Here is a 24817-nt window from a genome sequence, read left to right as displayed (position 1 = left end):
GATGCGAAAAGTAATCGAATATTTTATACGGTACCACGTTGCGGTAAATGTCATCATTATTGCCTTCGCCATTTTCGGTATCGCTGGTGCGAACTCCTTGAAATCGTCGTTCTTCCCGCTAACCGATTCTAAGAATATCGCAATAACCATAACTTATCCGGGGGCTTCACCTCAAGAGGTGGAAGAGGGAATCGTCCTTAAAATCGAGGATAATTTAAAGGGATTGGAAGGAGTGGATCGGGTCACGTCTACCTCGCGCGAAAATAGCGGTAGCATCAACGTAGAAATCGAAAAGGGAAGGGATATCGATTTTATGTTGTTGGAAGTCAAGAATGCGGTCGACCGGGTACCTACATTTCCGACGGGTATGGAACCCCTCATTGTTTCAAAGTTGGAAGCGGTGCGCCAAACCATCAGTTTTTCGATAAGTGGGGAGAACATCCCTTTGGCTACTTTAAAACAAGTGGGGAGGGACATCGAAAACGATATTCGGGCCATAGAAGGTATCTCCAAAATCGAGATTACGGGCTATCCGGAAGAGGAAATTGAGATTGCCGTAAACGAGAACAGTTTACTGGCATACAATCTGTCGTTCACCGAAGTGGCCCAGGCCGTAGCCAATGCCAATATTCTCGTTACCGGAGGTAATATAAAGACCGATGCCGAGGAATACTTGATTCGTGCGAACAATAGGTCGTACTATGGTGACGAACTCTCGAATATCATCATCCGTGCCGATGCCTCGGGCCAATCGGTACGATTAAAAGATGTAGCCATTATTCGGGATCGCTTTTCAGAAACGCCAAATGCATTGTTTTTTAACGGCAACTTGTCCGTAAATACGACGATTACAAGTACCAACACTGAAGATTTGGTAAGCTCCGCAGAAAAGGTAAAGGAATATATCACCGAATTCAATCAAAAATACAACAACATCAAACTTGATGTGGTTTCTGACTTGTCGACCACCCTTGTTCAGCGTACGGCCCTCTTGACCGAGAACGCCGTTGTCGGAATGATACTTGTGCTGGTCTTTTTGTCCTTGTTCTTAAATACCCGATTGGCCTTTTGGGTCGCTTTCGGACTTCCGGTAGCATTTTTGGGAATGTTCGTTTTTGCCGGCTTTTTTAACGTAACAATCAACGTGCTTTCATTGTTCGGAATGATTATCGTTATCGGTATTTTGGTAGATGACGGTATCGTCATTGCCGAAAACATCTATCAACATTACGAGAAGGGCAAATCGCCGGTACAAGCTGCGGTAGATGGCACCATGGAAGTATTGCCTCCTATCATCTCGGCGATCATCACCACGATTTTGGCCTTTTCGATTTTCTTGTTCCTCGATAGCAGAATAGGGGAGTTCTTTGGAGAGGTTTCGGTAATCGTCATCTTGACACTGGTGGTATCCTTGGTCGAGGCACTTATCATTTTACCGGCTCACTTGGCACATTCCAAAGCGCTTCGGTCCTCATCCGATAAGCCAAAATCGAAAATGGGACAGGCTTTTGCCAAACTTCGGCTGATCAATAAGGCCGGGGATAATTTTATGGGTTGGATGCGCGATAATTTTTACAGCCCTGCTTTACGCTTCGCCCTTCGCTACAAACTCTTGATGTTCGGAATTTTCGCGATGGCGCTGATTTTAACGATAGGTACGATAGGAGGAGGCATTATTCGCACCTCTTTCTTTCCCAGGATTGCAAGTGATCGGGTGCAGATTACGTTAACCATGCCCAACGGTACCAACGAAAAGGTAACCGATTCCATCATTTCGATGATCGAGGAAAAGGCTGAAATCGTAAACCAAGAACTTACGGAACAATACCTAAAAGGTACTGACAAGATATTGTTCGAAAACATGATTCGTAGGGTTGGTCCGGGTTCGGCGAATGCAACGCTCAGCATCAACCTTTTACCTGGAGAGGAGCGACCCGATGAGGTCGTATCGGACTTGGTGACCAGTCGATTGCAAGAACTCGTAGGGCCCGTTATCGGGGTCGAGAGTTTGGTTTACGGCTCCGGTGGTAACTTTGGTGGTTCGCCGGTTTCCGTTTCACTCTTAGGGAATAACATAGAAGAACTAAAGGCGGCCAAGACGGAATTAAAAAATGCCCTGCTCACCAATTCCCGTCTCAAGGATATCGAAGATAACGATCCGGCCGGAATCAAGGAAATTCGACTCGAACTAAAGGAAAATGCTTATCTCCTCGGGTTGGACCTGAGAAATATCATGACGCAGGTAAGGGCCGGTTTTTTCGGGACCCAGGCACAACGGTTTCAGCGATCGCAAGACGAAATCCGAGTGTGGGTTCGCTATGACCGGCAGGACCGATCCTCGATAACCGATTTAGACGAGATGCGAATCGTAACGCCTACCGGTAGTCGGGTACCCTTGAAGGAAATCGCTACCTACACAATAGAACGTGGCGATGTGGCCATAAATCGTCTCGAAGGGCGTAGAGAGATCCAGGTCTCCGCAGATTTGAAGGACTTTAAAGACAGCCCTACCGATATTATGGCCGAGATACAAAATGTGATCATGCCGGAGATTCAGAGTAAATATCCAACGGTGACGGCATCGTATGAAGGTCAGAATAGGGAACTAGGTAAGCTAACAGCTTCCCTCAAGGTCGTGGGCCTATCGGTGCTTTTATTGATTTACATTACCATCGCCTTTACTTTTCGAAGTTTTAGCCAACCCTTGATGCTTATTTTGTTGGTCCCCTTTAGTTTAACGGCAGTGGCTTGGGGGCACTGGATCCATGACTTTCCGTTGAATATCCTATCGCTTTTGGGTATTATCGCATTGATCGGTATTATGGTGAACGATGGCCTGGTGCTAATCGGTAAATTTAATGGAAACCTAAGGTTGGGCATGACCTTCGATGAAGCGATTTACGATGCGGGACGTTCCCGGTTTCGGGCGATATTCCTCACATCGATTACTACAATAGCAGGTTTGGCTCCTTTAATGTTGGAAACCAGTAGGCAGGCTCAATTTTTAAAGCCTATGGCCATTTCGATTGCCTATGGAATCGGTTTTGCGACCGTTCTCACCTTATTGATGTTACCCCTATTCCTGTCGTTTAGTAATAAATTTAAAGTCGGTGCAAAATGGCTGGCAACAGGAAACGACGTTACTAAGGAAGAAGTAGAACGTGCCATTAAGGAACAGAAAGAGGGAGAGCATTTGAACGAAATATCAAAGCGGTCGGAAAATGGGGTAGCAGGTCATTTGACGTCCACGACCGCCGCAACGGCACACGAACCAGTTGTTACAGAAACCGAAGGAACATCAGAATGAGAAATTGTATATTCACTAGCCTCCTAATCATATTTACAACTATACCCGTTTTTTCACAAGAGAATCTTTTGACAAAGGAAGATGCGGTCAATTTGGCCCTGCAGAATAATTTTGGCATTCAAGTGGCTAAGAACCAAGTCGAAATTGCGGAAAATAACAAAGGTATTTTGAACTCGGGTTATCTACCCACCTTGACCAATTCCACCACGGCCAATTACAATCGGGACGATGCGGTCATCGAATTTCCTGGGCAAGTAAATCAGGATGGGAGCCCACGTGCCGATGTAGAACTTAACAAAGCGGAAGCACAACGGTACAATTCGAGCCTAACGGCCGACTACGTTCTGTTCGATGGCCTAGGTCGGTTCTACAATTACAAGAGGTTGAAGGAACAGTACCAATTGAGCGAATTGCAAGCAAGGGAAACCATCGAGAATACCATGCTACAATTGTTTAGCGTGTATTTTGAGGTGGCTCGGCTAACCGAGAATCAAAATGTACTTCAGGAGGCTTTAGAGATATCATCCCAACGTATCAAACGTGCCGAATACGCTTTTGAATATGGTCAGAATACAAAATTAGATATATTGAACGCCCAAGTAGATGTGACCAATGACAGTATCAATCTATTGAATACGCAGCAGCAATTGGCCAACACCAAACGTGATTTGAACGTAGTTTTGAACCAGAATTTAAATGAGCTTTTTAAGGTAGACACCTTAATCAATTTTATTCCCAAGCCGAAGTTGAATGAATTTGTGGAACAAGCGACATTGAACAACGTGGCCATCTTACAAACAGAGCGCAATTTGGCCATTAACGCCTACGATATCAAAGTAAATAAAGCGGGCTACCTGCCCACTATCGGTTTAAACGGTACCTACGGATGGAATTTGAATCAAAGCGCGGCATCTGCCTTTTTTCCGGGAACCAACAATACGACATGGAATTTTGGTCTCGGGGCGCGATTGACTTGGAATATTTTCGATGGAGGAGGCACGAACGTTCGCGTACGCAACGCCAAAATCGCCTACGAAAATCAGGAACTTTTGAAACAACAGATCGAGTTGGAAGTCAATCGGGATATTCAGAACGCCAAAGCCATTTATGAAAATCGATTGAACATTTACCAGATTCAGGAGCAGAACGTGCTTACGAACCAAAACAATTTTGAACGTTCCAAGGAGCAATTTCAATTGGGGAGGATTACATCCATTGAATTCCGCCAAGCCCAAATCAATCTTTTGAACGCTCAAACCAATAAAAATCTAGCCAAGTACGACGCAAAGTTGGCAGAATTACAATTGCTACAATTAACGGGGCAACTCCTGAACGTAGATTTCTGATTGTTACGCTATATTATCATTTAATAAACATCATCCTTCATGGCAACCCTAGGCGTTGGAGTAATCGGAACCGGGTCTATCGTAAATACGTACGTAAAGTGCCTTGCTGAGCTTGAAGATGCCGAACTAATCGCCCTTTACACGACGACCCCGAGTAGGGTTATTGTCGCTAAAAATCTCTTTGGCGCACCTGTTCTAACTGAGTTGGAAGAATTTCTGAACCATCCTGAAATCGATTTGGTTTGCGTCTGCAATGAAAGCGGATTACACGGCAATGCTGCCATAAGAGCTGCCCAATCAGGGAAACATGTGCTCTCTGAAAAGCCACTGGAAGTAACAACCGAAAAAATCGATGCCGTCATCAAGGCCTGTAAGGAAAAGGGCGTTGTACTTGGCTGCGTACTTCAGAACAGATGTGCTGCAGCCTACCGTGCCGTTGAAGCGGTAGTCAAAAACGGACTGCTTGGAAAATTGCTCTTGGGCAATGCCCATATCAATTGGTATCGGTCTGAAGCGTACTACGCCAAAAATCCTTGGCGCGGAACCAAAAAGTACGATGGAGGCGCCGCTTTGATGAATCAGGGTATTCATACCATTGATCTACTCCTGAACCTCATGGGAGAAGTAACTTCCGTTTTCGGAGACATGAAGACCTTGGTACATGATATTGAAGGTGAAGATGTTGGAACGGGGATACTGAATTTCAAAAATGGAGCCATCGGCACGATTACAGCAGGTACGGCCTTGTTCCCCGGATATCCGGAACGCTTAGAGATCTATGGGGAAAAGGGAAGTATTCTCATGGAAGGGGGTAACATCAAAGAATGGAACGTGCAGGGCGTTTCAGCACCGCAACCTAGTAATAAACGAAAAAACGCAAGTGGTGCCGCCGATCCCGCTGCCATTGGTCATCGCAACCATAAAATAGTACTGAAGGATATGATCGATGCCATTCGGGAAAAGCGTGCGCCAATGGTAGATGGTATCGAAGCTAGAAAAGCGGTAGCGGTCATTACCGCACTGTACCGTTCTTCAGAGAAGGAACAGCTTATTTTTCTATAATGATTTTAATGCAATAGCGCTAATGTACGAACACTTCTTTCAATGCCCCTACTGTTGGGAAGAGATATCGATGTTGTTAGACCCTTCCATCACGAGTCAAACCTATGTAGAGGATTGTGAGGTCTGCTGCAACCCCATCGAGGTGACGCCTCGTTTCGAGGAAAACGAGCTGGTCGGCTTTGACGCCCAGGATATCGAGCAGTAAGCTGCTCCCAGCGAAAGGGATTAGAAACGAATACGCTTGAGCGCAAGAACATCTTAAGGGACTAGGTGGTTCTTAAAAAATTCCACTGTGCGTTGCCATGCCAATTCGGCCGCCTCCCGATCGTATCTCGGCGTAGTATCATTATGAAATCCATGGTTGGCATTCGGATACATGTAGGCAGTGTATTCCTTCTCGTGTTCTTTAAGGGCAGCTTCATAAGCTGGCCAACCTTCGTTCACCCGCTTGTCCAATTCCCCAAAATGGAGCAGTAAGGGCGCGTTTATCCTTTCGATATCTTCTTTGGGCTGACCGCCGTAAAAGGGAACGGCCGCTCCTAGATCGGGCACTTCCACTGCCATCATGTTCGAAATCCAACCCCCAAAACAAAAGCCGACCACACCGACCTTCCCGGTACATTCCGGATGCGTTTTCAAATGTTCGAAGGCGGCGATAAAATCTTCCAACATCTCGTTGCGGTCACGTTGTCGCTGCAGTTCACGTCCCTTATCATCATTTCCGGGATATCCTCCCAACGGCGTTAAGGCATCAGGGGCCAACGAGATAAACCCGGCCAAGGCTGCCCTTCGGCCCACATCCTCGATATGCGGATTCAACCCTCTATTTTCGTGCACCACGATAATCCCGGGCAGTTTTTCCTTGGCATCGACAGGGCGTGAGAGTAACCCTTTTATGGTACCTCCCCTCTTAGGCGAATCATAGGTAATGTATTCGGACTTCAGATTGGGGTCATCTTGGCGTATCTGTATTTTTTTGACGTAGTCGGGAGATATAAAACTGACCAGCGAGGCTACCGTGAGTCCACCCACAGCATAGGTAGACAATTTGTCGAGGAACAACCTTCTGCTCACCCTGTTATGCGCATAGTCGTCATAGAGGTCGAACACTTCTTGCTTGATGTCTTCTTTTTTTAATTCTTTCATCTTGATTTGATTTTAAAGTTGATTCAGAGTCACCCCATTGTGCCTTTCACCAATCCGCCATCAACGGTGATGGTCTGCCCCGTAATATAGCCACTATACGGCGATAGCATCCATACGGCCAAAGAGGCGAAATTCGCTGGTTTTCCGATCGCTTTGACGGCGGTCTGTGCTGAGAACGATTTGCGGATTTCTGCTTCCGGAATGCCTTTTAGTTCGCTGTTTTTGGCAAATAGATTCTCCATGCGCTGGGTCGCGTGATAGCCTGGGCCTAAAATATTTAGGGTAACCCCTGACGCCCCGATTTCTTGGGAAAGGGTTTTAACGTACCCGGTAATCGCCAGACGCATGGCGTTGCTCAATACCAAATTTTCAACGGGCTGCTTGGTCGATACGCTTTCAATAAAAAGCAGTCGCCCGTAGCTGTGTTCCATCATCTTGGGCAGTAGCGCCTGGGTCAGCCCTATTTTCCAACGCACCACTGTTTTGTACGCGGCGTCCCAATCGGATAATTTGGTGTCCATTACCGGCATGGCCGGGGGTCCGCCCGAGTTGATGACGGCTCCCGTCAACACGCGATTTCCGATTTTTGTAAGGATAGCGTTCAATACTTCCGGTTGGGAAAGATCGCCGGCAATGATTTCTATGCCATTGCTTAATTGTTGTAATTCCTGAAGTTTCGACTCCGTACGGGCCACCGCGAGGACATTTGCGCCCTCTGCGACCAATTGTTCTGCTATCGCCCTGCCCAGGCCACTGGTCGCGCCGCCTACTAAAAAGAGTTTGTTTTCTAGTTGTAAATCCATTGAAGCTGTTCCGGGTAAATCATTTTTATAAATGTACTGATTCGTTGGATGGTCGGCAAACGCATTACTTGGAGATATTAAAAGAGGGGATTGGTTTTTAGGAAAAGTTCAAATCTATTATCAATTACGGGATTAAAGCACCTCGAAAAAACAGATATAAATAGGTTTGACGCAATAAAATCAATTTTGCTAACAGGACGGCCGAATCATTTTAAAAATACTGTATACACGAAGAAGAGCAAACAAATAAGCAACCGATACCATAACAAACCAATAATTCCTTATCAAAGATTTCTCTTTACAATATTGGTTTACATCTTACCACATTTGGAGTACAGTCCATGCTCCTTGCAAAATAACTACTAAGATAAATGCGAAGCCTAAGCCGTATAACGAAGCACAAATTATCCTTGAAGTCTTTTTACTAGAATTCGCATAATCATAGACTGACCAAAATTTGGATTGCATAAATTCTTCCTTTTCTTCATTAGGCGGACGTTTTCGATGAACTTCTTTATAGACTTTTAGTTTTTTTTGATTGCTAATCTTCTTTATTTCTTCAATATCAATTACAGTTTCTTCTTTAAGTTCATCGGATTGGTGTTTTAAATTCTCAAATAGAACTAAAGGACTAAAATCCTCATGCTCCCCCATTCCAATTCCCACAAACCATTTCCTAGTTATGCCCATACCTTCGGCATAGTTAGATATATGAGGGATATCCTTTCTATCAATTAAAAATGTCCCGAAAGATTTATTTTCTTTAATTATTGATGGGGCTGCATAGTAGTATAATATTGAGGCAATTGTAAACAAGAATGCACTTGCAAAGAACATAGTCCAACTAAAAGGCAACTCCAAAACCAACTCGTAAATTTTTCCTTCTATTTTAAATTTTAATGGTGATTGTAGTTTGGAAAGTAATTTGGCAAAAATAGGAACGATAAATAAGTAGATATAAGATCTATTAATTAATTGACTATTTCCGAAAATCGATATGCTTTTCCAAGAAATCATGTGATATCTTTTGACTTAAAATATTTTAAATGTACGGAATCATCCGTTCATAACAGATAATACAATATCAACATCAGTCATTCGATTAATTAGAATAGCACCTTTAAAAAATTCTTTTTTCAGTCTTATTGACTGTTCCATATAACTTTTAAAAGTGTTTGGGGTATAGTCGGTTATAGGAAATCCGAATACATGTCCTAAAAATTCAATCTCTTCAAATCCTGCTGTACTATGCAAATAAGTCATTCGATTGAAAATCAGAACCGGGGTGATGTATTCAGTATCAGTACCAACTATTATTCCTACCGATCTTTCAAAGTAGAAAACGGGTAGGTTGCCCATATCATATCTAGCAAATTGTCTGATTAAATCATACTTCTTTTCAAAACCGACTTTCTTTTGCCTATTTAATTCCTCGAAAAACATTTTATAGAGCCCCCTCTTGAACGCTCGGCAAAGGGTAGTTTGAAATTCACTATTGAAGCGGAATGAGGGTTTAACTGTTAATCTATACTTGCCCTTTCTTTCTTTGACTTCAAAGAATTTAGATTTAAACCGTCCTACTTTCCTTTTACTTTTTCTATTTCTTAAACGGATTCTGGTAATGTTGAATGCTTCCTTGAGTGCTTCCTCGATTGAATAATTGTATTCGTGCCTATTTCCAAAATAAGCGTTACATACATCACATACATTCGGATTGAAGTTCTGACCGCCTAATGACTTCGGTATAGTATGAGCCTTGCTAAAGAAATCAGTTTCATGTTCCGACTTAAGGCACCAAATACACTTTTTTTCAATCATGTTTTAAGGGAGTTTTCTTTCAATTAAAACTACACCAAAAAATACCGGTACGAGAAATCTCGGCCTTGAAATAGTAGTGCGTGTCCACCATAGATATCTATCTGTTGCATAGAAAAAGTCAAAACTTAAAATCTAAATTACTCTAATCTTACCCCATGGGGTCTGAGGATTCGATTTTCCTTTTGGTCCGGATGGCTCCCAAACCTGTATACCAAACCGGGGGTAGTAATATGTGAATTATTTTATAAATTGGCAGCATGGAAAGCAAAGAAACTGATAGATATAGCAAATTGACAAGAATACAGAAGTTGAAAATCCAAGCGTACAGAAACGTGAAGGAGAAGAAACAGGCATCCAAGACACTAAAACTTACGCCGGCGATGAGAGCCGGCCTACGGGCAAGGATAGCGCAAAGAGCGGAAAAGGACCCGGAGTACGCGAAAAAAGTTGATAGGAAAATCAAAGAAGCACAGGAGAGAAATAAAAAAGAGTAGAGCCAAGTCACGGAAATGCAAGATGTTGATTATAAGCCCACTATGATAAGGTAGATTGACGTTTATTTACAATCACATTTATAAGGCGAGATATATTTATTGAACAACTCTCCTGAACTTTCCCCTGTTTCTAGGTACACTTCAAAAAGTGATGCTTTCTCATTAGGAATACCGCAGAATACATAAACAGCTGGCTTGTTTTTAAATTTTGCCAAAGCAAAAGTATAGAAGAACTTAGTTTCGTAAAACTTGACTCTCTCCAAAAAACTGGAATTCAATTCGTAATCATCCCATCCTTTATTGAATTTAGTCTTTTTGATTACACTCTCTTCTAATTCATCGCATGTTAAATATCCTACTCCTCCCAATGGCTCGGAATAGTTTTGACTAAGTGCCAGTAAGTGCGTAAATAGAATAAGTAGAATTAAGATGGTATTTTTTATCATATTCGAAAGTCAAAATTTTTTAAAGAAATGGCTAGGCCCAGAATTGGGCGCACTTCTTTTTGTTTCAATGGATATGGTTGTCAAATTTAGGAAATCAATGTAAATCCAGTAATACCATTCTTTAGTTAGTATGGTAATAAGGCAGTAAGATTAATCGTAGTCAGGCGTCAAACTAATTAAATCAGTACTAAGTCTGCGTTTATAACCTTCTTAGGTCATTCGAATTAGGATTTAGCTAAGTTATCCTAAGAATGAATATAATAGGCCATAAGAGCGTCGTATTTTGTTTCGTGCCGAACTACTCAAATGACTGACCCGAACGGGCGTACACGTGTTTAAATCAATCTTCTCGGTTTGATTGAATGAATACGCCTAAGTTAAGTACATTCGATATCCTGATAACAGTATCTAAATGAGGGTTTTTAATTTTTCCAAGTTCAATACCAGATATTACCGCACGCGTAATTTTACTTTCTTGACTCAGAAAGGTTTGAGTTATACCCAATGTTTTACGAGTGTGTCTAAGTAGCGCACCAAAATCATTTGATTCCCCTATTATCATAATTGATTTCTTGAACTATTACTTGCTTTTCAATTGTTCGGTTCTAAGTCTGGCAGCCTTTTTGATCCGGCCTTTTCTAATAAATAATTGATGCAAAACATCTTTCAATAACTCAAGAAGTATCTCCGCTCTTTCCAACGAAAGCGCTGGTAAATGAGGGTGTGCACCATCATGACCGTCCAATATGATTCGTTTTAAAATCTCGTAGGTTTCATCGTCTAAAGTGCCTAACTCTTTAAGTTCATTTATTTGATTTTGAACTTTACTTTTCCCTTCAGCTCCTAGGTTATCTGCAGATGATTGAATGGTTCTTCTACACATTGCTGCAAAAGCATTATACAAGCCATTAGTATAACAACCTAAAGCCTCTTTAAAATCATTTTTAACAACTTCGGGTAAATGCTCGTAATCAAACTTTACTTTAGGATTTTCAATTACTTCATATTCATCCGATATATTTATTTTCATACTGTCAATGCTAAGAATTTTAAATTTGAAAAATAAAGGTTCCTTACAGGTATTACAGAGGTAAGCCATTCCGATTTTTTTCGGCCTATGCCTAAATAACAAGTTGTGCTTCGGGGTAGAAGTTAAATTTGGGGAATTTGAATCTCCACAATGTGGACATATGCAACTTATTGCGTTGTCAAAAAGTTTTTTATCGGTGTTGGTAAGTAAATCCATAGGTCTTTTATTTCCGTTCAATTTACGACTTGTGTGATTTTTGAATGAATTTAAATACAAAAACCTTCCCAAAATTAGAAGTAATTATAGATTGTCGGGATTTGGTCGGGAATAATATATTATTTCAAAAAATAAAACCCTCATTATCAGTTTTTTAATTCTGAGTAATAAGGGTTTCCGTACTCGAGGCGGGACTTGAACCCGCACGACCAGATGGTCACAGGATTTTAAGTCCGGCGTGTCTACCAATTCCACCACTCGAGCCTGACTGCCGTGGGCAAGTCTTCAATGCCGCTATGAACGGACAGGACAAAAAAAAACGCTGAATTGCAGCGTTTTTTGAGCGAAAAAAGGCCCCGAAATTTCGGGGGAACCCTCGAATGACTTCCAAGAAATCAAAAAGGGTGCTTTTTGCGCTCTTTGAGCGAAAAAAGGGATTCGAACCCTCGACCTCCACCTTGGCAAGGTGATGCTCTACCCCTGAGCTACTTTCGCATTTGATAATCTATTTTAATGAACATCATTCTAAACGAACGCGGAAGCAAATTTAATACATTTCTCTAAAAGGCAAAGCAATTTTTATTAAAAAAGCATTGGAAAGATTTCTATAGTCTTTTAGGGTAAAGGGTTTTCGCTAGCTACTCGCCTTTTTGTTCTTGACCAGCAATCGTTTGATTTCGTTTAGTTTCATAAGTGCCTCGACCGGCGTTAGCGTATTGATGTCCAGATGCGTAATTTCCTCTTTGATCTGTTCCAAGAGGGGGTCGTCCAGGTTAAAGAAACTGAGTTGCATTTCGTTTTGGGCAGACTGTAGTTTGTCGGTCAGTTCTTCGTTGGAATGCGACTTTTCAAGCTTTTTCAAGATTTTATTGGCTTTGTGGATGACCTGTTGCGGCATTCCCGCCATCTTCGCCACATGTATCCCAAAGCTATGCTCGCTACCCCCAGCGGTAAGTTTCCGTAGAAAGAGCACATTATCTTTTAATTCCTTTACCGAAACGTTGTAGTTCTTGATGCGTTCAAAAGTGGCCGACATTTCGTTCAGTTCATGGTAATGCGTTGCGAACAGCGTTTTTGCACGGGCGGGATGTTCGTGCAAGTATTCCGAAATGGCCCATGCGATTGAAATCCCGTCATAGGTACTCGTTCCCCTTCCGATTTCGTCGAGCAGGACCAAGCTGCGTTCGCTAAGGTTGTTCAGGATAGATGCCGTCTCGTTCATCTCGACCATAAAGGTCGATTCGCCCATAGAAATATTATCGCTGGCGCCCACGCGTGTAAAGATTTTATCGACATAGCCGATGTTCGCCGAATCGGCAGGGATAAAACTCCCCATTTGCGCCAAAAGTACGATCAAGGCGGTTTGTCTTAATATGGCGGACTTACCACTCATGTTCGGGCCCGTGATCATGATGATCTGCTGGTCTTCACGGTTCAGCACCACATCGTTCGCAATATAAGGCTCGCCCAAGGGCAATTGTCTTTCGATGACCGGATGTCGGCCATTCCTGATTTCGATTTCGGTCGAGTCGTTCATCTGGGGAGCGACGTAGTTGTGTTTCTTGGCCAACTGCGTAAAGCCCGTTAGGCAGTCTAATCGGGCGATTTGGTACGCATTGTGTTGCACCGGAGCGATGTATTCCTGCATCCAGACCACCAATTGTGAAAATAGCTGCTGCTCTAGATGTAGAATGCGCTCTTCTGCACCCAATATCTTACCTTCGTATTCCTTTAGTTCTTCGGTTATATAGCGTTCGGCATTGACCAAGGTCTGCTTTCGGATCCATTCTTCCGGCACTTTGTCGCGATGGGTATTGCGTACTTCAATGTAATATCCGAATACGTTGTTCGAAGCGATTTTAAGCGAAGTAATGCCAGTGCGTGCGGTTTCCCGTTCCAGCATTTTATTGAGGTAGTCTTTTCCCGAAAATGCGAGTGCCCGCAATTCATCAAGCTCTTGGGAATACCCATCGGCAATCGTTTTTCCTTTAGGTATGAATACCGGGGCCTCCTCGTTGAGCATTTCCTTGATTTTCGCACGTAGCGTATCGCAGGTATGCAATTGGTCGGAAATGCGTTGCAACGCCTCATTCTCGGTAGAGGCCGTTTGCTTTTTGATGGGAACTATGGTCTCTAGGGAGTTTTTGAGCTGTATGACTTCCTTCGGGTTTATTTTTCCGGTGGCCACCTTGGATATCAAGCGCTCTAAATCGCCGATTTGTTTGATATGGTGGCGTATTTTATCCAGCAAAATTTCCGCTTCACCAAAGAACGAGACCACTTGATGCCGATTGCGTATCTTTTCAATGTTTTTAAGCGGAAGGGCCAACCAGCGTTTTAAAAGCCTCCCGCCCATGGGGGAAATGGTCTTGTCGATAACGTCTAGAAGCGTAACGGCATTAGGGTTGGTCGATTGGTACAATTCCAAATTCCGAATGGTGAAACGGTCCATCCAAATATATTCTTCCTCAACGATGCGCTGCAATCTATTGATATGCTGTAGCTGTCGGTGCTGTGTTTCGGACAAATAGTGCAACACCACGCCCGAAGCGATAATGCCATGGCTCAAATGCCCCACACCAAAGCCTTTTAACGTCTTGGTCTTAAAATGGTTGGTGAGCGTCTCAAAGGCGTAATCTTCCTGAAATACCCAATCTTCGGTAAAAAAAGTATGGAACTGGTTGCCAAAAACCTCCAAAAATTCGGTTTTGTGCGATTTGGAGACCAATACTTCATTCGGTGCGAAATTTTGCAGCAGTTTGTCGATCTGTTCTTCGGTGCCCTCAGCGGTCAGGAATTCCCCTGTGGAAATGTCGACAAAGGAAACTCCCAACAATTTTCGACCGAAATGCACGGCACATAAAAAATTGTTGGTTTTTGCGGTGAGGATGTCATCGTTCATCGCAACGCCCGGGGTGACCAATTCGGTAACACCGCGTTTTACGATGGTTTTCGTCATTTTAGGATCTTCCAGCTGATCGCAGATGGCCACACGTTGCCCTGCTTTTACCAGTTTCGGTAGATAGGTGTTCAAGGAATGGTGCGGGAAGCCGGCCAGCTCGGTGCGATCTCCTCCATTGTTGCGATGGGTCAGGATGATGCCCAAAATCTTGGAGGCCTTTACCGCATCTTCACCGAACGTCTCGTAAAAATCACCCACACGAAACAGCAACAACGCATCAGGATATTTGGTCTTGATGGTATTGTATTGTTTCATTAAGGGGGTGACCCTCTTGGCTTTTTGCGCTTTTTTCAATCTACTGTCTTTAAAACGATTTCATTCCTAAACCCTTAAAAACGAATGTACTATTTTTGCTTTAGGATTCTAGCCTATTGTTGATATTTTGGGGATAACTTTAAAGCAGGCGTACCGCAGAAGGTTTAAAATTTAAAAAGTTAAAACAACGATGGCCGATTGTAATAAGGGAGATGTTTTAAAATGTACATAGAGCGTATTTTTAGTTTTTGAATATGTATTCTCATAAACCTGAAACCTGAAACCTGAAACCTGAAACCTGAAACCTGAAACCTGAAACCTGAAACCTGAAACCCGAAACCCGAAACCTGAAACCCGAAACCTGATTCATGCGTAAATTAAAAAACGAAGAACTACCACGTCTCGACATCAAAGCATTCAAACAGGCCCCGAAAACCCCTTTGGTCATCATCTTGGACGATATTCGCAGTTTGAACAATATCGGTTCGATATTCCGGACGTCGGATGCTTTTTTGGTCGAAAAAATATACCTCTGTGGAATTACGGCAACCCCGCCCCATAAGGATATCCGAAAAACAGCACTGGGCGCCACGGAAAGTGTTGCCTGGGAACATGTTGAAGATTGTGTCGCGCTTGTTGGGGATTTAGAGCAACAGGGCTTTACCACCATTGCCATAGAACAGGCCGAGAACGCAACCATGCTGCAGGATTACGAGGTGTCGAAAAATCAAAAATATGCCTTGATCTTTGGGAACGAGGTAAAGGGAGTGGCACAAGAAGTTGTCGATCGTTGCGATGATGTCATCGAGATTCCCCAGTACGGCACCAAGCACTCCTTGAATATCTCGGTTAGTGTCGGGGTAGTGGTATGGAACTTTTGGAGTAAACTGCAAAATTGAAAAAGCCCCAGCGACTGCTGAGGCTTTCACCACTGTTTGAGTTAGTTAGTTCCTTTAAAAGGAAAGCACAAATAAAGCAAAAATGCGCTTCCCCGCAAATATTTTTTTGCCAATACTGTCAAAATAACTTGGCCGTGGCGAATCGTTGCACGGCCGATATAATGGTCTCGTAGTCGGCTTCCTTGGCCACAAAGTCTAGCGCGGTAACATCCAGAATCAGACTGTTTTGCTGGGGATAGCCCCTGATAAACTCAATATAGCCTTGGTTGATCTTGTCAAGGTACTCCGCTTCGATATTTTGCTCGTAATCCCTTCCTCTTTTTCTGATATTCTCCAATAAACGTTCCGTGGTCTGATACAGATAAACGTAGATTTTGGGCTTTTTAACTTCCTTGTACATTAAATTGAAAAGTTTACGGTACAATCCGAACTCTTCTTTTTGCAGGGTTACCTGGGCGAAAATCAATGATTTATAGATATCGTAATCACTCACCATAAAACTCTTAAAGAGGTCATACTGCGAAGTGTCATCGGTAAATTGCTGGTAACGGTCTGCCAAGAAAGACATTTCCAGTGGAAAGGCATAGCGGTTTTGATCCTCATAGAACTTGGGCAGGAAAGGGTTGTCCGCAAAACGTTCCAAAACCAATTTGGCATTAAAATCAGCTGCGATTTTATGTGCCAAGGTGGTTTTGCCCGCTCCGATATTTCCTTCGACGGCAATAAATCCCAAATGGGAAAAAAGGGCCTTTCGGTCTTTAAAGAGTCGGTAGGTGGTTTTTTCCAAGGTGCCTTTGTCCCGACATTCCTGCACAAGGTTACGCGAATCTTTGTTGAGTACAGGATGGTAGAACTGCGGCGCTACATCTGCCAATGGGCGCAATACAAATTTACGGTAGGGTAGCTCCGGATGGGGTATCACCAAGTTTTCGGCAACCACCGTATCCTTGTCATAATACAAAATATCGATGTCTATGGTACGGGAAATATAACCTTCCTCCTTGGAACGTTTTCTATCCAACGAACTCTCAATTTCTAGAATGGTAGCAAGAAGCTCTTGCGGCGGCAGTTCGGTTTGCAGCGAAATACAACAATTCAGGAAATTCTCCGCCTCGAAACCCCATGAGCTACTTTCATAGACTGGGGAAATACGAGCAATATCTCCCGCCTTTTCCTGAAGGGCAAAGAGGGCATGTTGCAGGAAATTAGGCTTGTCACCAAGATTACTCCCAAGGGATAGGTATGCGGTTTTGAGTTGGGGCATATTGCAAGGCAAAATACTAAAAAGTATGAGGAGTTCATTATCTTTGAACCATTAATTATAAGCAAAATCAATGAATTTTTTAAGAAACTTGTTAGCGGCCATCTTGGGTACCTTAATTGCCCTCGGTATCGTGTTCGTTATGTTTATCATCTTTGCCAGTTTACTCGGAAATACCGAGGATAATGTATCGGTAAAGAAGAACTCCATATTGGAATTACGATTGGATTATCCGATACAAGACTATGTGGGCAATGTTGAGGCAGATCCGTTCAGCGGGATTTTTGGTTTTTCGCAAGGCTTGGATGAAATCCTTCAGGCGATAGCCGTTGCCAAGAACGATGAGGATATTCGCGGAATCAGTTTAAACAACAATTTTCTTATGGCCGGCCTGGCCCAGACAAAGGCTATTCGCGATGCCTTAGAGGATTTTAAGCAAGAGGGCAAATTCGTTTATTCGTTTGCCGATTTTTACTTGCAAAAAGACTACTACCTTGCCAGTGTTTCGGACAGTATCTTTTTAAACCCTGTGGGAGCATTGGATTTTAAGGGGCTTTCCTCGGAAGTGCTTTTCTTTAAGGAGCTTCAGGAAAAGACGGGTATTAAAATGGAGGTCATTCGGCACGGAAAATACAAGAGTGCCGTAGAACCCTTTATCGCCAATGAGATGAGCGATGCCAACAGAACCCAGATAAAGGAATTGATCGGTTCATTATGGGACGATATGGTGGAGGATATTTCAACGGGTAGGAAAATGAGTCGTGAAAACCTCAATATAATCGCCGATACCCTGGGTGGGCGAACTTCCGATCATGCCAAGGCTTCAGGTCTCGTCGACGAACTCGTTTTTTACGATGAATACGAACAGGTACTAAAGAACGCCTTGGGTCTTGAAAGTAAGGATGACTTGAACCTTGTACAGCTAGAGGACTATGTCACGCGATCGAACAAGAGAGGAAAAAACACCGGCACCGAAAAGATTGCGGTAATTTACGCGCAGGGTGAAATTATATATGGCGAAGGTAGCCAAGAAGCCATAGGGCAGGGTATTATGATCGAGGCCATTCGCAAGGCCAAGAACGACAAGACGGTCAAGGCCATTGTATTGCGGGTAGATTCCCCGGGAGGTAGCGCCCTCACCTCGGATATTATTTGGCGTGAACTGGAGTTGGCCAAGGCCGAGAAGCCCTTTGTGGTCTCTATGGGGAATGTAGCCGCCTCCGGAGGATATTATATCGCGGCAGGAGCCCATAAAATATTTGCAGAGCCCACCACCATTACCGGATCTATCGGAGTGTTCGGAACAGTGCCGAATATTGCCGAATTGGCAAATGATATCGGTGTCAATGCCGAACAGGTGGGGACGAATAGAAATTCCGTCGAATATTCTTTATTCGAGCCCATGAGCGATACGTTCAGAAATACGGTGCAGGAAGGTATCGAAGAGGTTTACGAAACGTTCTTGGACCGTGTTTCTAAAGGTCGGGGTATCACCATTGCCGAGGCCGATAGTCTGGCCCAAGGCCGTGTATGGAGTGGCACCGACGCTAAACGCCTAGGATTGGTAGATGAATTGGGCAATCTGAACGATGCCATTACCGAAGCGGCCGAACAGGCAGGTCTTTCTTCTTATGGGATCAAGAAATTCCCGAGATACAAAACCGGTTTTGAAAAGTTGATGGAAGATTTGGGTGGTGCCAGTACTCAAGCGAAACAAAACTTTATAGAAGAAGAAATCGGTACCGAGGCATTCACTATTCTGAAACAGGTAAAATCGGCCATGGAACAAAAAGGAGTACAGGCCAGAATGCCTTTTGTGCTGGATATTAAATGACGCTAAAAGACCAAAGACTAGCATATAAGATTTACCTCTACCTTGGGGCCCTGTTCATCACCTCTTTGGTGGTGTCGAACCTTATATTTCAAAAGTTCTTTTATTGGAATCCTTTTGGGGAAATCACTGTTTTCGGCGCATCTTTATTTGAAGTATCCGTAGGTATTTTACCCTATCCGATCACCTTCCTGATTACCGATTTGATATCCGAGATCTATGGGCGAAAAAAAGCGAACCAAATCGTGACCACGGGTATTTTCGCTTCCTTTTTTTCCATGGGGATTATTTTGGTAGCCGATATCGCCCCGGCCATAGAAAATTCCCCTATTAACGATGCACTTTTTACCAAGGTGTTCGCCTTGTCGCCGGTGGCGGTTTTGGCCTCGATGATCGCCTATCTATTCGCGCAGTATGTCGATATTGCCCTTTATCATTTTTGGAAACGCCTGACCAAGGGGAAGCACCTTTGGTTACGCAACAATTTTTCGACCTTCCTCTCACAATTTATCGATACGTTTACCGTGGTCGGTTTACTGTGCGTGTTCAAGGTGTTGCCTTGGGATATCTTTTTCGGACTTGTCGTAAGCGGGTTTCTTTTTAAGGTTTTTATAGCTTTTATCGACACCCCTTTCCTGTATTTTTTCGTATATCTGTTTAGAAAGCGTTTCGGCCTTGCCGAAGGGGAGGAAATAAAGCTAGAAGTATAAATACTATTCTACGATTTAGACTGTTGTTATTGAACAGTAAATGAACTCAAGACGAGTTTGATATATCCGTTTTTTATGAAAAAGAAAATTCTTAAGATTGTCGGTATCGTATTGCTGCTGATCCTTGTAGTGCTTGTTGCCGCACCATTTGTTCTCGAGGCGAAGATAGGTGAGCTGATCAAAAACAATGTGAACAATAACGTAAATGCGACCTTGGATTTTAGCGAGGCGAACCTAAGCCTTATCGCCAGTTTTCCGAACGCGGAAGTGAGCTTGGCGAATACCACCTTGATTACGAATGCCCCGTTTGAAGGCGATACGCTTTTCGCTGCCGAAGTGGTTAGCCTTAAAATGGGTATAGGGGAGCTTTTTAAGGGAGCCGATGACCCTATTGGCATTAAGAACCTAACGATTAATGGGGCAAAGTTGCATGTTAAGGTAAATGAGGAGGAACTGGCCAACTACGATATCGGAAAGGATAGCGGAAGCACCGAAAATGAGACAGCCGCTTCCGATGGCTTTACCCTAGACTTGCAATCGTATGAAATAACTGATTCTGAAGTGATTTATGATGATAGGGCCGCAGCAATACATTTGGTGGTTTCCGGCATACAGCACAAAGGTACGGGTGACTTATCGGCAACGACCTCCGAGCTGGATACGCATACCGAGGCCCTGGTTTCCTTTGAGTTGGACAGCACCAACTACCTGAACAAGAATAGTGTGCAACTCGATGCCTTGATCGGTGTAGACCTAACCGAAAACAAATATAGCTTTCTTGAAAACGAGGCGCTGGTCAATCAACTGCCTTTGGTTTTTGATGGCTTCGTAAAGGTGAATGAGGAAAATCAGGAGGTCGATATCAGTTTTAAAACGCCATCATCGGACTTCAAGAATTTCTTGGCCGTAATTCCTGCCGAATATTCCAAGAATATAGAGAATGTAAAGACTACCGGCGATTTCACCGTTACGGGTAAATTCAATGGGGTTGTGGATGAGACCCACATTCCCAAATTCGACATCAAAATCAATTCCGATAACGCCTCGTTCAAGTATCCCGATTTGCCCAAGTCGGTACGTAACGTCTTTATCGATGTCGATATCGTCAACGCCAGCGGTATTGTTGAAGATACTTACGTAACTATTGATAAACTTTCCTTTATGATCGATGAGGACAAGTTCAATATGGTCTCCAAGATTACCGATCTTATGGGGAATACGAAGGTAGACGCCCACGTTGATGGCACCATGAATCTGGCGAATATTTCCAAGGCTTATCCCGTGCCCGCCGACTTAAAGCTAAAAGGTATTTTAAATGCAGATGTGACCACGGCATTCGATATGGCATCCATAGAAAAACAACGCTATCAGAACACCAAAACCTCGGGAATGCTCAAGGTGGCCGATTTCGAATACAGCTCCCCTGAAATCCCCAATCCAGTTCGAATAAGTGCGGTGGGGATGACCTTCAACCCGACAACGGTAAGTTTGAACGAATTGAACGGAACCACGGGGACTACCGATTTTAACGCCAAGGGAACCATCAACAACCTGCTAGGTTTCATGTTTAATGATGAACAGGTAGAGGGGAATTTCGATTTGAATTCCAATACGTTCGCGTTAAAGGATTTTATGGTAGCGGACGAAGTTTCCAATGATGGGGATGGAGATGGTTCCGATCAGAAGGAGGAACCTGTTTCTTCAGAGGAAAAAATTAAAATTCCTTCCTTTCTGGACGCGAACATCAATGTGGCTGCCAATACGGTACTGTACGATAACCTAGAGCTGAAAAACGTAAAGGGAAATCTGCGTATCAAGGATGAAAAAGCGGTTTTGAGCAATATGACCTCCTCGATGTTCGATGGGAAAGTATCATTTGCCGGGGAAGTCTCCACAAAGAACGAAACGCCCACTTTTGCGATGAAGTTGGGGCTGGATAAGCTTGAGATAGGGGAGTCGTTCAAGGCCGTTGAGCTGTTCAAGACCTTGGCGCCTATTGCCAAGATTTTACAAGGAAAGCTAGATTCGGATATCGAACTGTCCGGAAACCTGACCGATGATTTCAGTCCGGACCTCTTGTCGCTAAGCGGCGATTTGTTGGCCAATATTTTTACACGAGAGATTGATGAACAGCAAACCCCGGTCTTGGCGGCACTTGATGCAAAGTTGGACTTTATAGACCTGAAACAGTTGAATTTGGACGAGTTAAAAACCAAATTGTCCTTTAAAGACGGTTTGGTAAGTGTTAAGCCGTTTACCATAAAGTATAAAGACATTGCGATTAGTATTGACGGTGGCCATACCTTCGACCAAAAACTGAACTACAAGGCCACTATGGAGGTGCCTGCCAAATATTTGGGAAGTGAAGTAAACAATCTAATCGCCAAAATCGGTGAAGAGGAATTGAAGGACCTGACAATTCCGGTTACGGCCAATATCGGAGGAGGATATACCAGTCCGCAGGTAACTACCGACATGACATCGGGAGTAAAATCGTTGACGAATCAATTGGTGGAAGTACAAAAGCAAAAATTGTTGAACAAGGGCAAAGACAAGGCAGCCGACCTCTTGAAGGGCGTTTTAAGCGGGAATTCGAAAGCCGATTCTACCAAGACCGATGCGAACACCGACAAAGCAAAAGATATTTTAGGCGGAATTTTAGGAAACAAATCGAAAGATTCCACCAAGACCAAAACGGATTCGGTACCCAAAAAGGAGGAAGATGTCGTTAAGGAAAAAGCCAAGGATATTATCGGAGGCTTATTCGGAAACAAGAAAAAGAAGGCAGATACCGTTAAGAAGGATTCCGTAAATTAAACGGGCTCAATTAATTTGCAAGCCCACATAATATCCCTCGCTCCCTCGTACGTTAAAAACAGTATCATCCTCAAAAATGAGATACTGTCCTTTTATGCCTTTCAGCATCCCTTTATAATTCGGGGTCTTGTCCAGATTAAGGCTTTTTACTTTTTTGGGATAGCGTAAAACGGGAAACTCAAGATGCGTTTCCTGATTACTTTCTATAAAATATTCAAGTGCCTCCTCTGGAATATATTGCTTCAATCGGTTGCGCCATTCCACCAAGTTTTCATCCTCAACGGTATTGGTAAGCATTTTGCGCCAATTGGTCTTATCGCCGATATGGTCTTTTAAGGCTACCTCGGTAACGCCGGCCAAATAGCGATTTGGTACTTCTACGATTTCGATGGCTTCATGGGCACCCTGGTCTATCCATCGGGTCGGTACCTGGGTCTTTCGCGTAACACCTACCTTGATATTACTGGAGTTGGCCAGGTATACGATATGGGGCTGCAATTGTACTTTCTTTTCGTATTGCAGGTCCCTGTCCTCCTTTCCCAAATGCGCGGTGCTCAATTCGGGCCTCATGATCCAATCCCCGGCCAACGGGATCTCATAAAAACAGCTTTTACAAAATCCTTGCCTAAAGATCGGCCTGTCATTTCTACAGTTCAAGCATTGGTGCTTTATAAAATCGATTTTCAGGTTCTTTTCCAGTACTTGGTTCAGGTTCAGGAAATCATCCTCAAATACCATGTAATATTGAATAGGATTGCCGATTTCAGTCTGCATTTTTCGTAAAACTCCTTCGTACTGCATAAAAGTGTCCCTAATTTGAAAATGATAAGTTTTAAAGCTAAATTTAGCGATAAACCCAACTCATCCAGTTTAAAACCAAAGATACCCAAAATGCCCATACCATTATTCAATTCGATTGCCTCGTGGTTGCTGAAAAAGCGGTATCATCAAATCGAACTTTTTTTGAAATATCCTGGGGAAGTTCAAGAAGAAGTTTTGCACCAGTTGCTCGATATCGCCGAGGATACCGAAATAGGGAAACAGTATGGGTTTGAGTCCATTACCAATTACGAGACCTTTAGGAGCAGACTGCCGATCGTTTCTTACGAAGAAATAGAACCCATGATCGAACGCACCCGAAAGGGTGAGCAAAATGTATTTTGGCCGACCTCCATCAAATGGTTTGCCAAGAGTAGTGGTACTACCAATGCCAAAAGCAAGTTTATCCCGGTAAGCGAAGAGGCTTTAGAAGATTGCCATTTTAAGTCGGGCAAAGACATGCTCTGTCTGTACCTGAACAATAATGAGAATTCACAACTATTTACCGGAAAGGGGCTCCGTTTGGGCGGGAGTAAGGAACTTTATGAAGACAATGGTTCGTTTTTCGGAGACCTTTCCGCAATTCTCATAGACAATATGCCTCTGTGGGCAGAGCTAAGCAGTACGCCCGGCAGTAAAGTTTCACTGATGAGCGAATGGGAAAAGAAACTGCCGGCCATCATACACGAAAGCACCCAGGAAAAGGTCACTAGTCTGTCCGGGGTGCCTTCCTGGATGCTCGTTCTTTTAAACGGGGTGCTCGAGCAGACCGGTAAAGAAAACCTGTTCGAGGTCTGGGAACACCTAGAGGTGTATTTTCACGGGGGAGTCAGTTTTAATCCGTATAAAGAACAATACCGTAAACTACTGCCGGGTCATCAATTTAAATACTACGAAATCTACAATGCTTCGGAAGGTTTTTTCGCCATTCAAGATCGAAACGATGCAAACGACCTCCTGTTGATGCTCGATTATGGTATTTTTTACGAATTCATTCCTATGGATGAGTATGGTACGCCTAAACAAAAAGCCATTCCGCTCTGGGAAGTGAAATTAGACACGAACTACGCGATAGTTATAACCACCAATGCTGGTTTGTGGCGCTACAAGATTGGGGATACCGTGCGTTTTACTTCAATTTCGCCTTATCGTATTAAAGTTACGGGACGTACCAAACACCACATTAATGTGTTCGGGGAAGAACTCATTATAGAAAATGCGGAAGAGGCTTTGAAGAATATTTGTGTGAAAACAGGGGCGGAAATAAAGGATTACACCGCAGGACCGATTTTTATGGCCGGTAAGGAAAAAGGGGCACATGAATGGATTATAGAATTCAGGAAGCGGCCCGCAGATCTTAACTATTTTACCGAGTTTCTTGATACGGCCTTGAAGTCACTGAATTCCGACTATGAAGCCAAACGCCACAACAATACTACCTTGAAAATGCCTACGGTGCATGCGGCCCGTGAAAACCTTTTCTATGATTGGCTTAAATCAAAGGATAAGCTGGGAGGGCAACACAAGATTCCACGGCTTTCGAACAAAAGGGATTATATTGAAGAACTGCTTAGAATGAATGGCTAACGCTACGT

20 protein-coding genes and 2 tRNA genes are annotated in these 24817 nt (G+C 43.5%); 10 read left to right on the top strand and 12 right to left on the bottom strand.

The window, feature by feature from the left end; all coding sequences use genetic code 11:
* Position 1: 1 nt before the first annotated feature.
* Genes FGM00_RS13945 through FGM00_RS13930 form a run of 4 tightly spaced genes read left to right on the top strand, consistent with a single transcriptional unit; the run spans position 2 to position 5920 of the window.
* Positions 2-3307: an efflux RND transporter permease subunit gene (locus tag FGM00_RS13945; protein ID WP_138853498.1), complete on the top strand. Its 3306-nt coding sequence runs from the start codon at positions 2-4 to the stop codon at positions 3305-3307.
* Positions 3304-4653, top strand: coding sequence for a TolC family protein (locus tag FGM00_RS13940; RefSeq protein WP_138853497.1), 1350 nt, complete (start codon positions 3304-3306; stop codon positions 4651-4653). The genes FGM00_RS13945 and FGM00_RS13940 overlap by 4 nt, the downstream gene beginning before the upstream one ends.
* Before the next feature lie 39 nt (positions 4654-4692).
* Positions 4693-5715 carry a Gfo/Idh/MocA family protein gene (locus FGM00_RS13935; protein WP_138853496.1) on the top strand — a complete coding sequence of 341 codons (1023 nt, stop codon included), beginning with the start codon at positions 4693-4695 and terminating at the stop codon, positions 5713-5715.
* A gap of 22 nt (positions 5716-5737) precedes the next feature.
* Positions 5738-5920 (top strand): CPXCG motif-containing cysteine-rich protein, encoded by a 183-nt coding sequence (locus FGM00_RS13930; RefSeq protein ID WP_138853495.1) that lies wholly within the window; start codon positions 5738-5740, stop codon positions 5918-5920.
* A gap of 53 nt (positions 5921-5973) precedes the next feature.
* Here FGM00_RS13930 and FGM00_RS13925 read toward each other — a convergent pair whose 3' ends face one another.
* The 4 genes from FGM00_RS13925 to FGM00_RS13910 form a co-directional block, all read right to left on the bottom strand.
* Positions 5974-6861, bottom strand: coding sequence for a dienelactone hydrolase family protein (locus FGM00_RS13925; RefSeq protein WP_138853494.1), 888 nt, complete (start codon positions 6859-6861; stop codon positions 5974-5976).
* Between the two features lie 29 nt (positions 6862-6890).
* Entirely contained in the window at positions 6891-7664 is a 774-nt protein-coding gene (locus tag FGM00_RS13920) for an SDR family oxidoreductase (RefSeq protein ID WP_138853493.1), read from the bottom strand.
* A 318-nt stretch (positions 7665-7982) separates the two neighbouring features.
* A complete protein-coding gene (locus tag FGM00_RS13915) occupies positions 7983-8681 on the bottom strand; it encodes a hypothetical protein (protein ID WP_138853492.1) in 699 nt (232 codons plus the stop codon).
* Between the two features lie 39 nt (positions 8682-8720).
* Positions 8721-9482 carry an HNH endonuclease gene (locus FGM00_RS13910; RefSeq protein ID WP_138853491.1) on the bottom strand — a complete coding sequence of 254 codons (762 nt, stop codon included), beginning with the start codon at positions 9480-9482 and terminating at the stop codon, positions 8721-8723.
* A 257-nt stretch (positions 9483-9739) separates the two neighbouring features.
* Here FGM00_RS13910 and FGM00_RS13905 point away from each other — a divergent pair, with 257 nt between their 5' ends.
* On the top strand, positions 9740-9976 hold the full coding sequence (locus FGM00_RS13905; protein ID WP_138853490.1) for a hypothetical protein: 237 nt from the start codon (positions 9740-9742) through the stop codon (positions 9974-9976).
* 62 nt (positions 9977-10038) lie between these two features.
* On the opposite strand, the gene FGM00_RS13900 is transcribed toward FGM00_RS13905, so the two are convergent.
* From FGM00_RS13900 to mutS, 6 genes are all read right to left on the bottom strand, one after another.
* Complete coding sequence (locus FGM00_RS13900) at positions 10039-10344, bottom strand: hypothetical protein (RefSeq protein ID WP_138853489.1); 306 nt, start codon at positions 10342-10344, stop codon at positions 10039-10041.
* A 418-nt stretch (positions 10345-10762) separates the two neighbouring features.
* Positions 10763-10984, bottom strand: coding sequence for a helix-turn-helix domain-containing protein (locus FGM00_RS13895; RefSeq protein ID WP_138853488.1), 222 nt, complete (start codon positions 10982-10984; stop codon positions 10763-10765).
* Between the two features lie 18 nt (positions 10985-11002).
* Entirely contained in the window at positions 11003-11668 is a 666-nt protein-coding gene (locus FGM00_RS13890; RefSeq protein ID WP_138853487.1) for a DUF4145 domain-containing protein, read from the bottom strand.
* Between the two features lie 180 nt (positions 11669-11848).
* Positions 11849-11932 (bottom strand) — tRNA-Leu (locus tag FGM00_RS13885).
* Between the two features lie 159 nt (positions 11933-12091).
* A tRNA-Gly gene (locus FGM00_RS13880) sits at positions 12092-12163 on the bottom strand.
* A 139-nt stretch (positions 12164-12302) separates the two neighbouring features.
* Positions 12303-14885 carry a DNA mismatch repair protein MutS gene (mutS, locus tag FGM00_RS13875; RefSeq protein WP_138854714.1) on the bottom strand — a complete coding sequence of 861 codons (2583 nt, stop codon included), beginning with the start codon at positions 14883-14885 and terminating at the stop codon, positions 12303-12305.
* Positions 14886-15253: 368 nt separating this feature from the next.
* On the opposite strand from mutS, the gene FGM00_RS13865 reads away from it, so the two are divergent.
* Entirely contained in the window at positions 15254-15784 is a 531-nt protein-coding gene (locus FGM00_RS13865; protein WP_138853486.1) for an RNA methyltransferase, read from the top strand.
* Positions 15785-15902: 118 nt separating this feature from the next.
* Here the strand turns inward: FGM00_RS13865 and folK are convergent, their stop codons facing one another.
* A complete protein-coding gene (gene folK / locus FGM00_RS13860; protein WP_138853485.1) occupies positions 15903-17048 on the bottom strand; it encodes a 2-amino-4-hydroxy-6-hydroxymethyldihydropteridine diphosphokinase in 1146 nt (381 codons plus the stop codon).
* A 70-nt stretch (positions 17049-17118) separates the two neighbouring features.
* Between folK and sppA the strand changes: the two genes are divergently transcribed.
* The 3 genes from sppA to FGM00_RS13845 all read left to right on the top strand — a co-directional run bounded on the left by sppA (position 17119) and on the right by FGM00_RS13845 (position 22403).
* A complete protein-coding gene (gene sppA / locus FGM00_RS13855) occupies positions 17119-18879 on the top strand; it encodes a signal peptide peptidase SppA (protein WP_138853484.1) in 1761 nt (586 codons plus the stop codon).
* A complete protein-coding gene (locus FGM00_RS13850; protein WP_138853483.1) occupies positions 18876-19586 on the top strand; it encodes a queuosine precursor transporter in 711 nt (236 codons plus the stop codon). Before sppA ends, FGM00_RS13850 begins: the two co-directional genes overlap by 4 nt.
* A gap of 75 nt (positions 19587-19661) precedes the next feature.
* The gene (locus FGM00_RS13845; RefSeq protein WP_138853482.1) at positions 19662-22403 is read left to right on the top strand and encodes an AsmA-like C-terminal region-containing protein; all 2742 of its coding nucleotides are present in this window, start codon (positions 19662-19664) and stop codon (positions 22401-22403) included.
* A gap of 6 nt (positions 22404-22409) precedes the next feature.
* Here FGM00_RS13845 and FGM00_RS13840 read toward each other — a convergent pair whose 3' ends face one another.
* On the bottom strand, positions 22410-23204 hold the full coding sequence (locus FGM00_RS13840) for a DUF2797 domain-containing protein (RefSeq protein ID WP_138853481.1): 795 nt from the start codon (positions 23202-23204) through the stop codon (positions 22410-22412).
* 90 nt (positions 23205-23294) lie between these two features.
* On the opposite strand from FGM00_RS13840, the gene FGM00_RS13835 reads away from it, so the two are divergent.
* Positions 23295-24809 carry a GH3 auxin-responsive promoter family protein gene (locus FGM00_RS13835; protein WP_138853480.1) on the top strand — a complete coding sequence of 505 codons (1515 nt, stop codon included), beginning with the start codon at positions 23295-23297 and terminating at the stop codon, positions 24807-24809.
* Positions 24810-24817 lie beyond the last annotated feature (8 nt).

The sequence above is a fragment of the Aggregatimonas sangjinii genome (assembly GCF_005943945.1).
Taxonomy (GTDB): domain Bacteria; phylum Bacteroidota; class Bacteroidia; order Flavobacteriales; family Flavobacteriaceae; genus Pelagihabitans; species Pelagihabitans sangjinii.
This window is presented reverse-complemented; position numbering and strand designations above follow the sequence as displayed.

Excerpts from the sequence above, each read along its gene's own strand:
- FGM00_RS13945 (WP_138853498.1), top strand. The coding sequence starts at position 2 with ATGCGAAAAGTAATCGAATATTTTATACGGTACCACGTTGCGGTAAAT.
- FGM00_RS13940 (WP_138853497.1), top strand. The coding sequence starts at position 3,304 with ATGAGAAATTGTATATTCACTAGCCTCCTAATCATATTTACAACTATA.
- FGM00_RS13935 (WP_138853496.1), top strand. The coding sequence starts at position 4,693 with ATGGCAACCCTAGGCGTTGGAGTAATCGGAACCGGGTCTATCGTAAAT.
- FGM00_RS13930 (WP_138853495.1), top strand. The coding sequence starts at position 5,738 with ATGTACGAACACTTCTTTCAATGCCCCTACTGTTGGGAAGAGATATCG.
- FGM00_RS13925 (WP_138853494.1), bottom strand. The coding sequence starts at position 6,861 with ATGAAAGAATTAAAAAAAGAAGACATCAAGCAAGAAGTGTTCGACCTC.
- FGM00_RS13920 (WP_138853493.1), bottom strand. The coding sequence starts at position 7,664 with ATGGATTTACAACTAGAAAACAAACTCTTTTTAGTAGGCGGCGCGACC.
- FGM00_RS13915 (WP_138853492.1), bottom strand. The coding sequence starts at position 8,681 with ATGATTTCTTGGAAAAGCATATCGATTTTCGGAAATAGTCAATTAATT.
- FGM00_RS13910 (WP_138853491.1), bottom strand. The coding sequence starts at position 9,482 with ATGATTGAAAAAAAGTGTATTTGGTGCCTTAAGTCGGAACATGAAACT.
- FGM00_RS13905 (WP_138853490.1), top strand. The coding sequence starts at position 9,740 with ATGGAAAGCAAAGAAACTGATAGATATAGCAAATTGACAAGAATACAG.
- FGM00_RS13895 (WP_138853488.1), bottom strand. The coding sequence starts at position 10,984 with ATGATAATAGGGGAATCAAATGATTTTGGTGCGCTACTTAGACACACT.
- FGM00_RS13890 (WP_138853487.1), bottom strand. The coding sequence starts at position 11,668 with ATGGATTTACTTACCAACACCGATAAAAAACTTTTTGACAACGCAATA.
- mutS (WP_138854714.1), bottom strand. The coding sequence starts at position 14,885 with ATGAAACAATACAATACCATCAAGACCAAATATCCTGATGCGTTGTTG.
- FGM00_RS13865 (WP_138853486.1), top strand. The coding sequence starts at position 15,254 with ATGCGTAAATTAAAAAACGAAGAACTACCACGTCTCGACATCAAAGCA.
- folK (WP_138853485.1), bottom strand. The coding sequence starts at position 17,048 with ATGCCCCAACTCAAAACCGCATACCTATCCCTTGGGAGTAATCTTGGT.
- sppA (WP_138853484.1), top strand. The coding sequence starts at position 17,119 with ATGAATTTTTTAAGAAACTTGTTAGCGGCCATCTTGGGTACCTTAATT.
- FGM00_RS13850 (WP_138853483.1), top strand. The coding sequence starts at position 18,876 with ATGACGCTAAAAGACCAAAGACTAGCATATAAGATTTACCTCTACCTT.
- FGM00_RS13845 (WP_138853482.1), top strand. The coding sequence starts at position 19,662 with ATGAAAAAGAAAATTCTTAAGATTGTCGGTATCGTATTGCTGCTGATC.
- FGM00_RS13840 (WP_138853481.1), bottom strand. The coding sequence starts at position 23,204 with ATGCAGTACGAAGGAGTTTTACGAAAAATGCAGACTGAAATCGGCAAT.
- FGM00_RS13835 (WP_138853480.1), top strand. The coding sequence starts at position 23,295 with ATGCCCATACCATTATTCAATTCGATTGCCTCGTGGTTGCTGAAAAAG.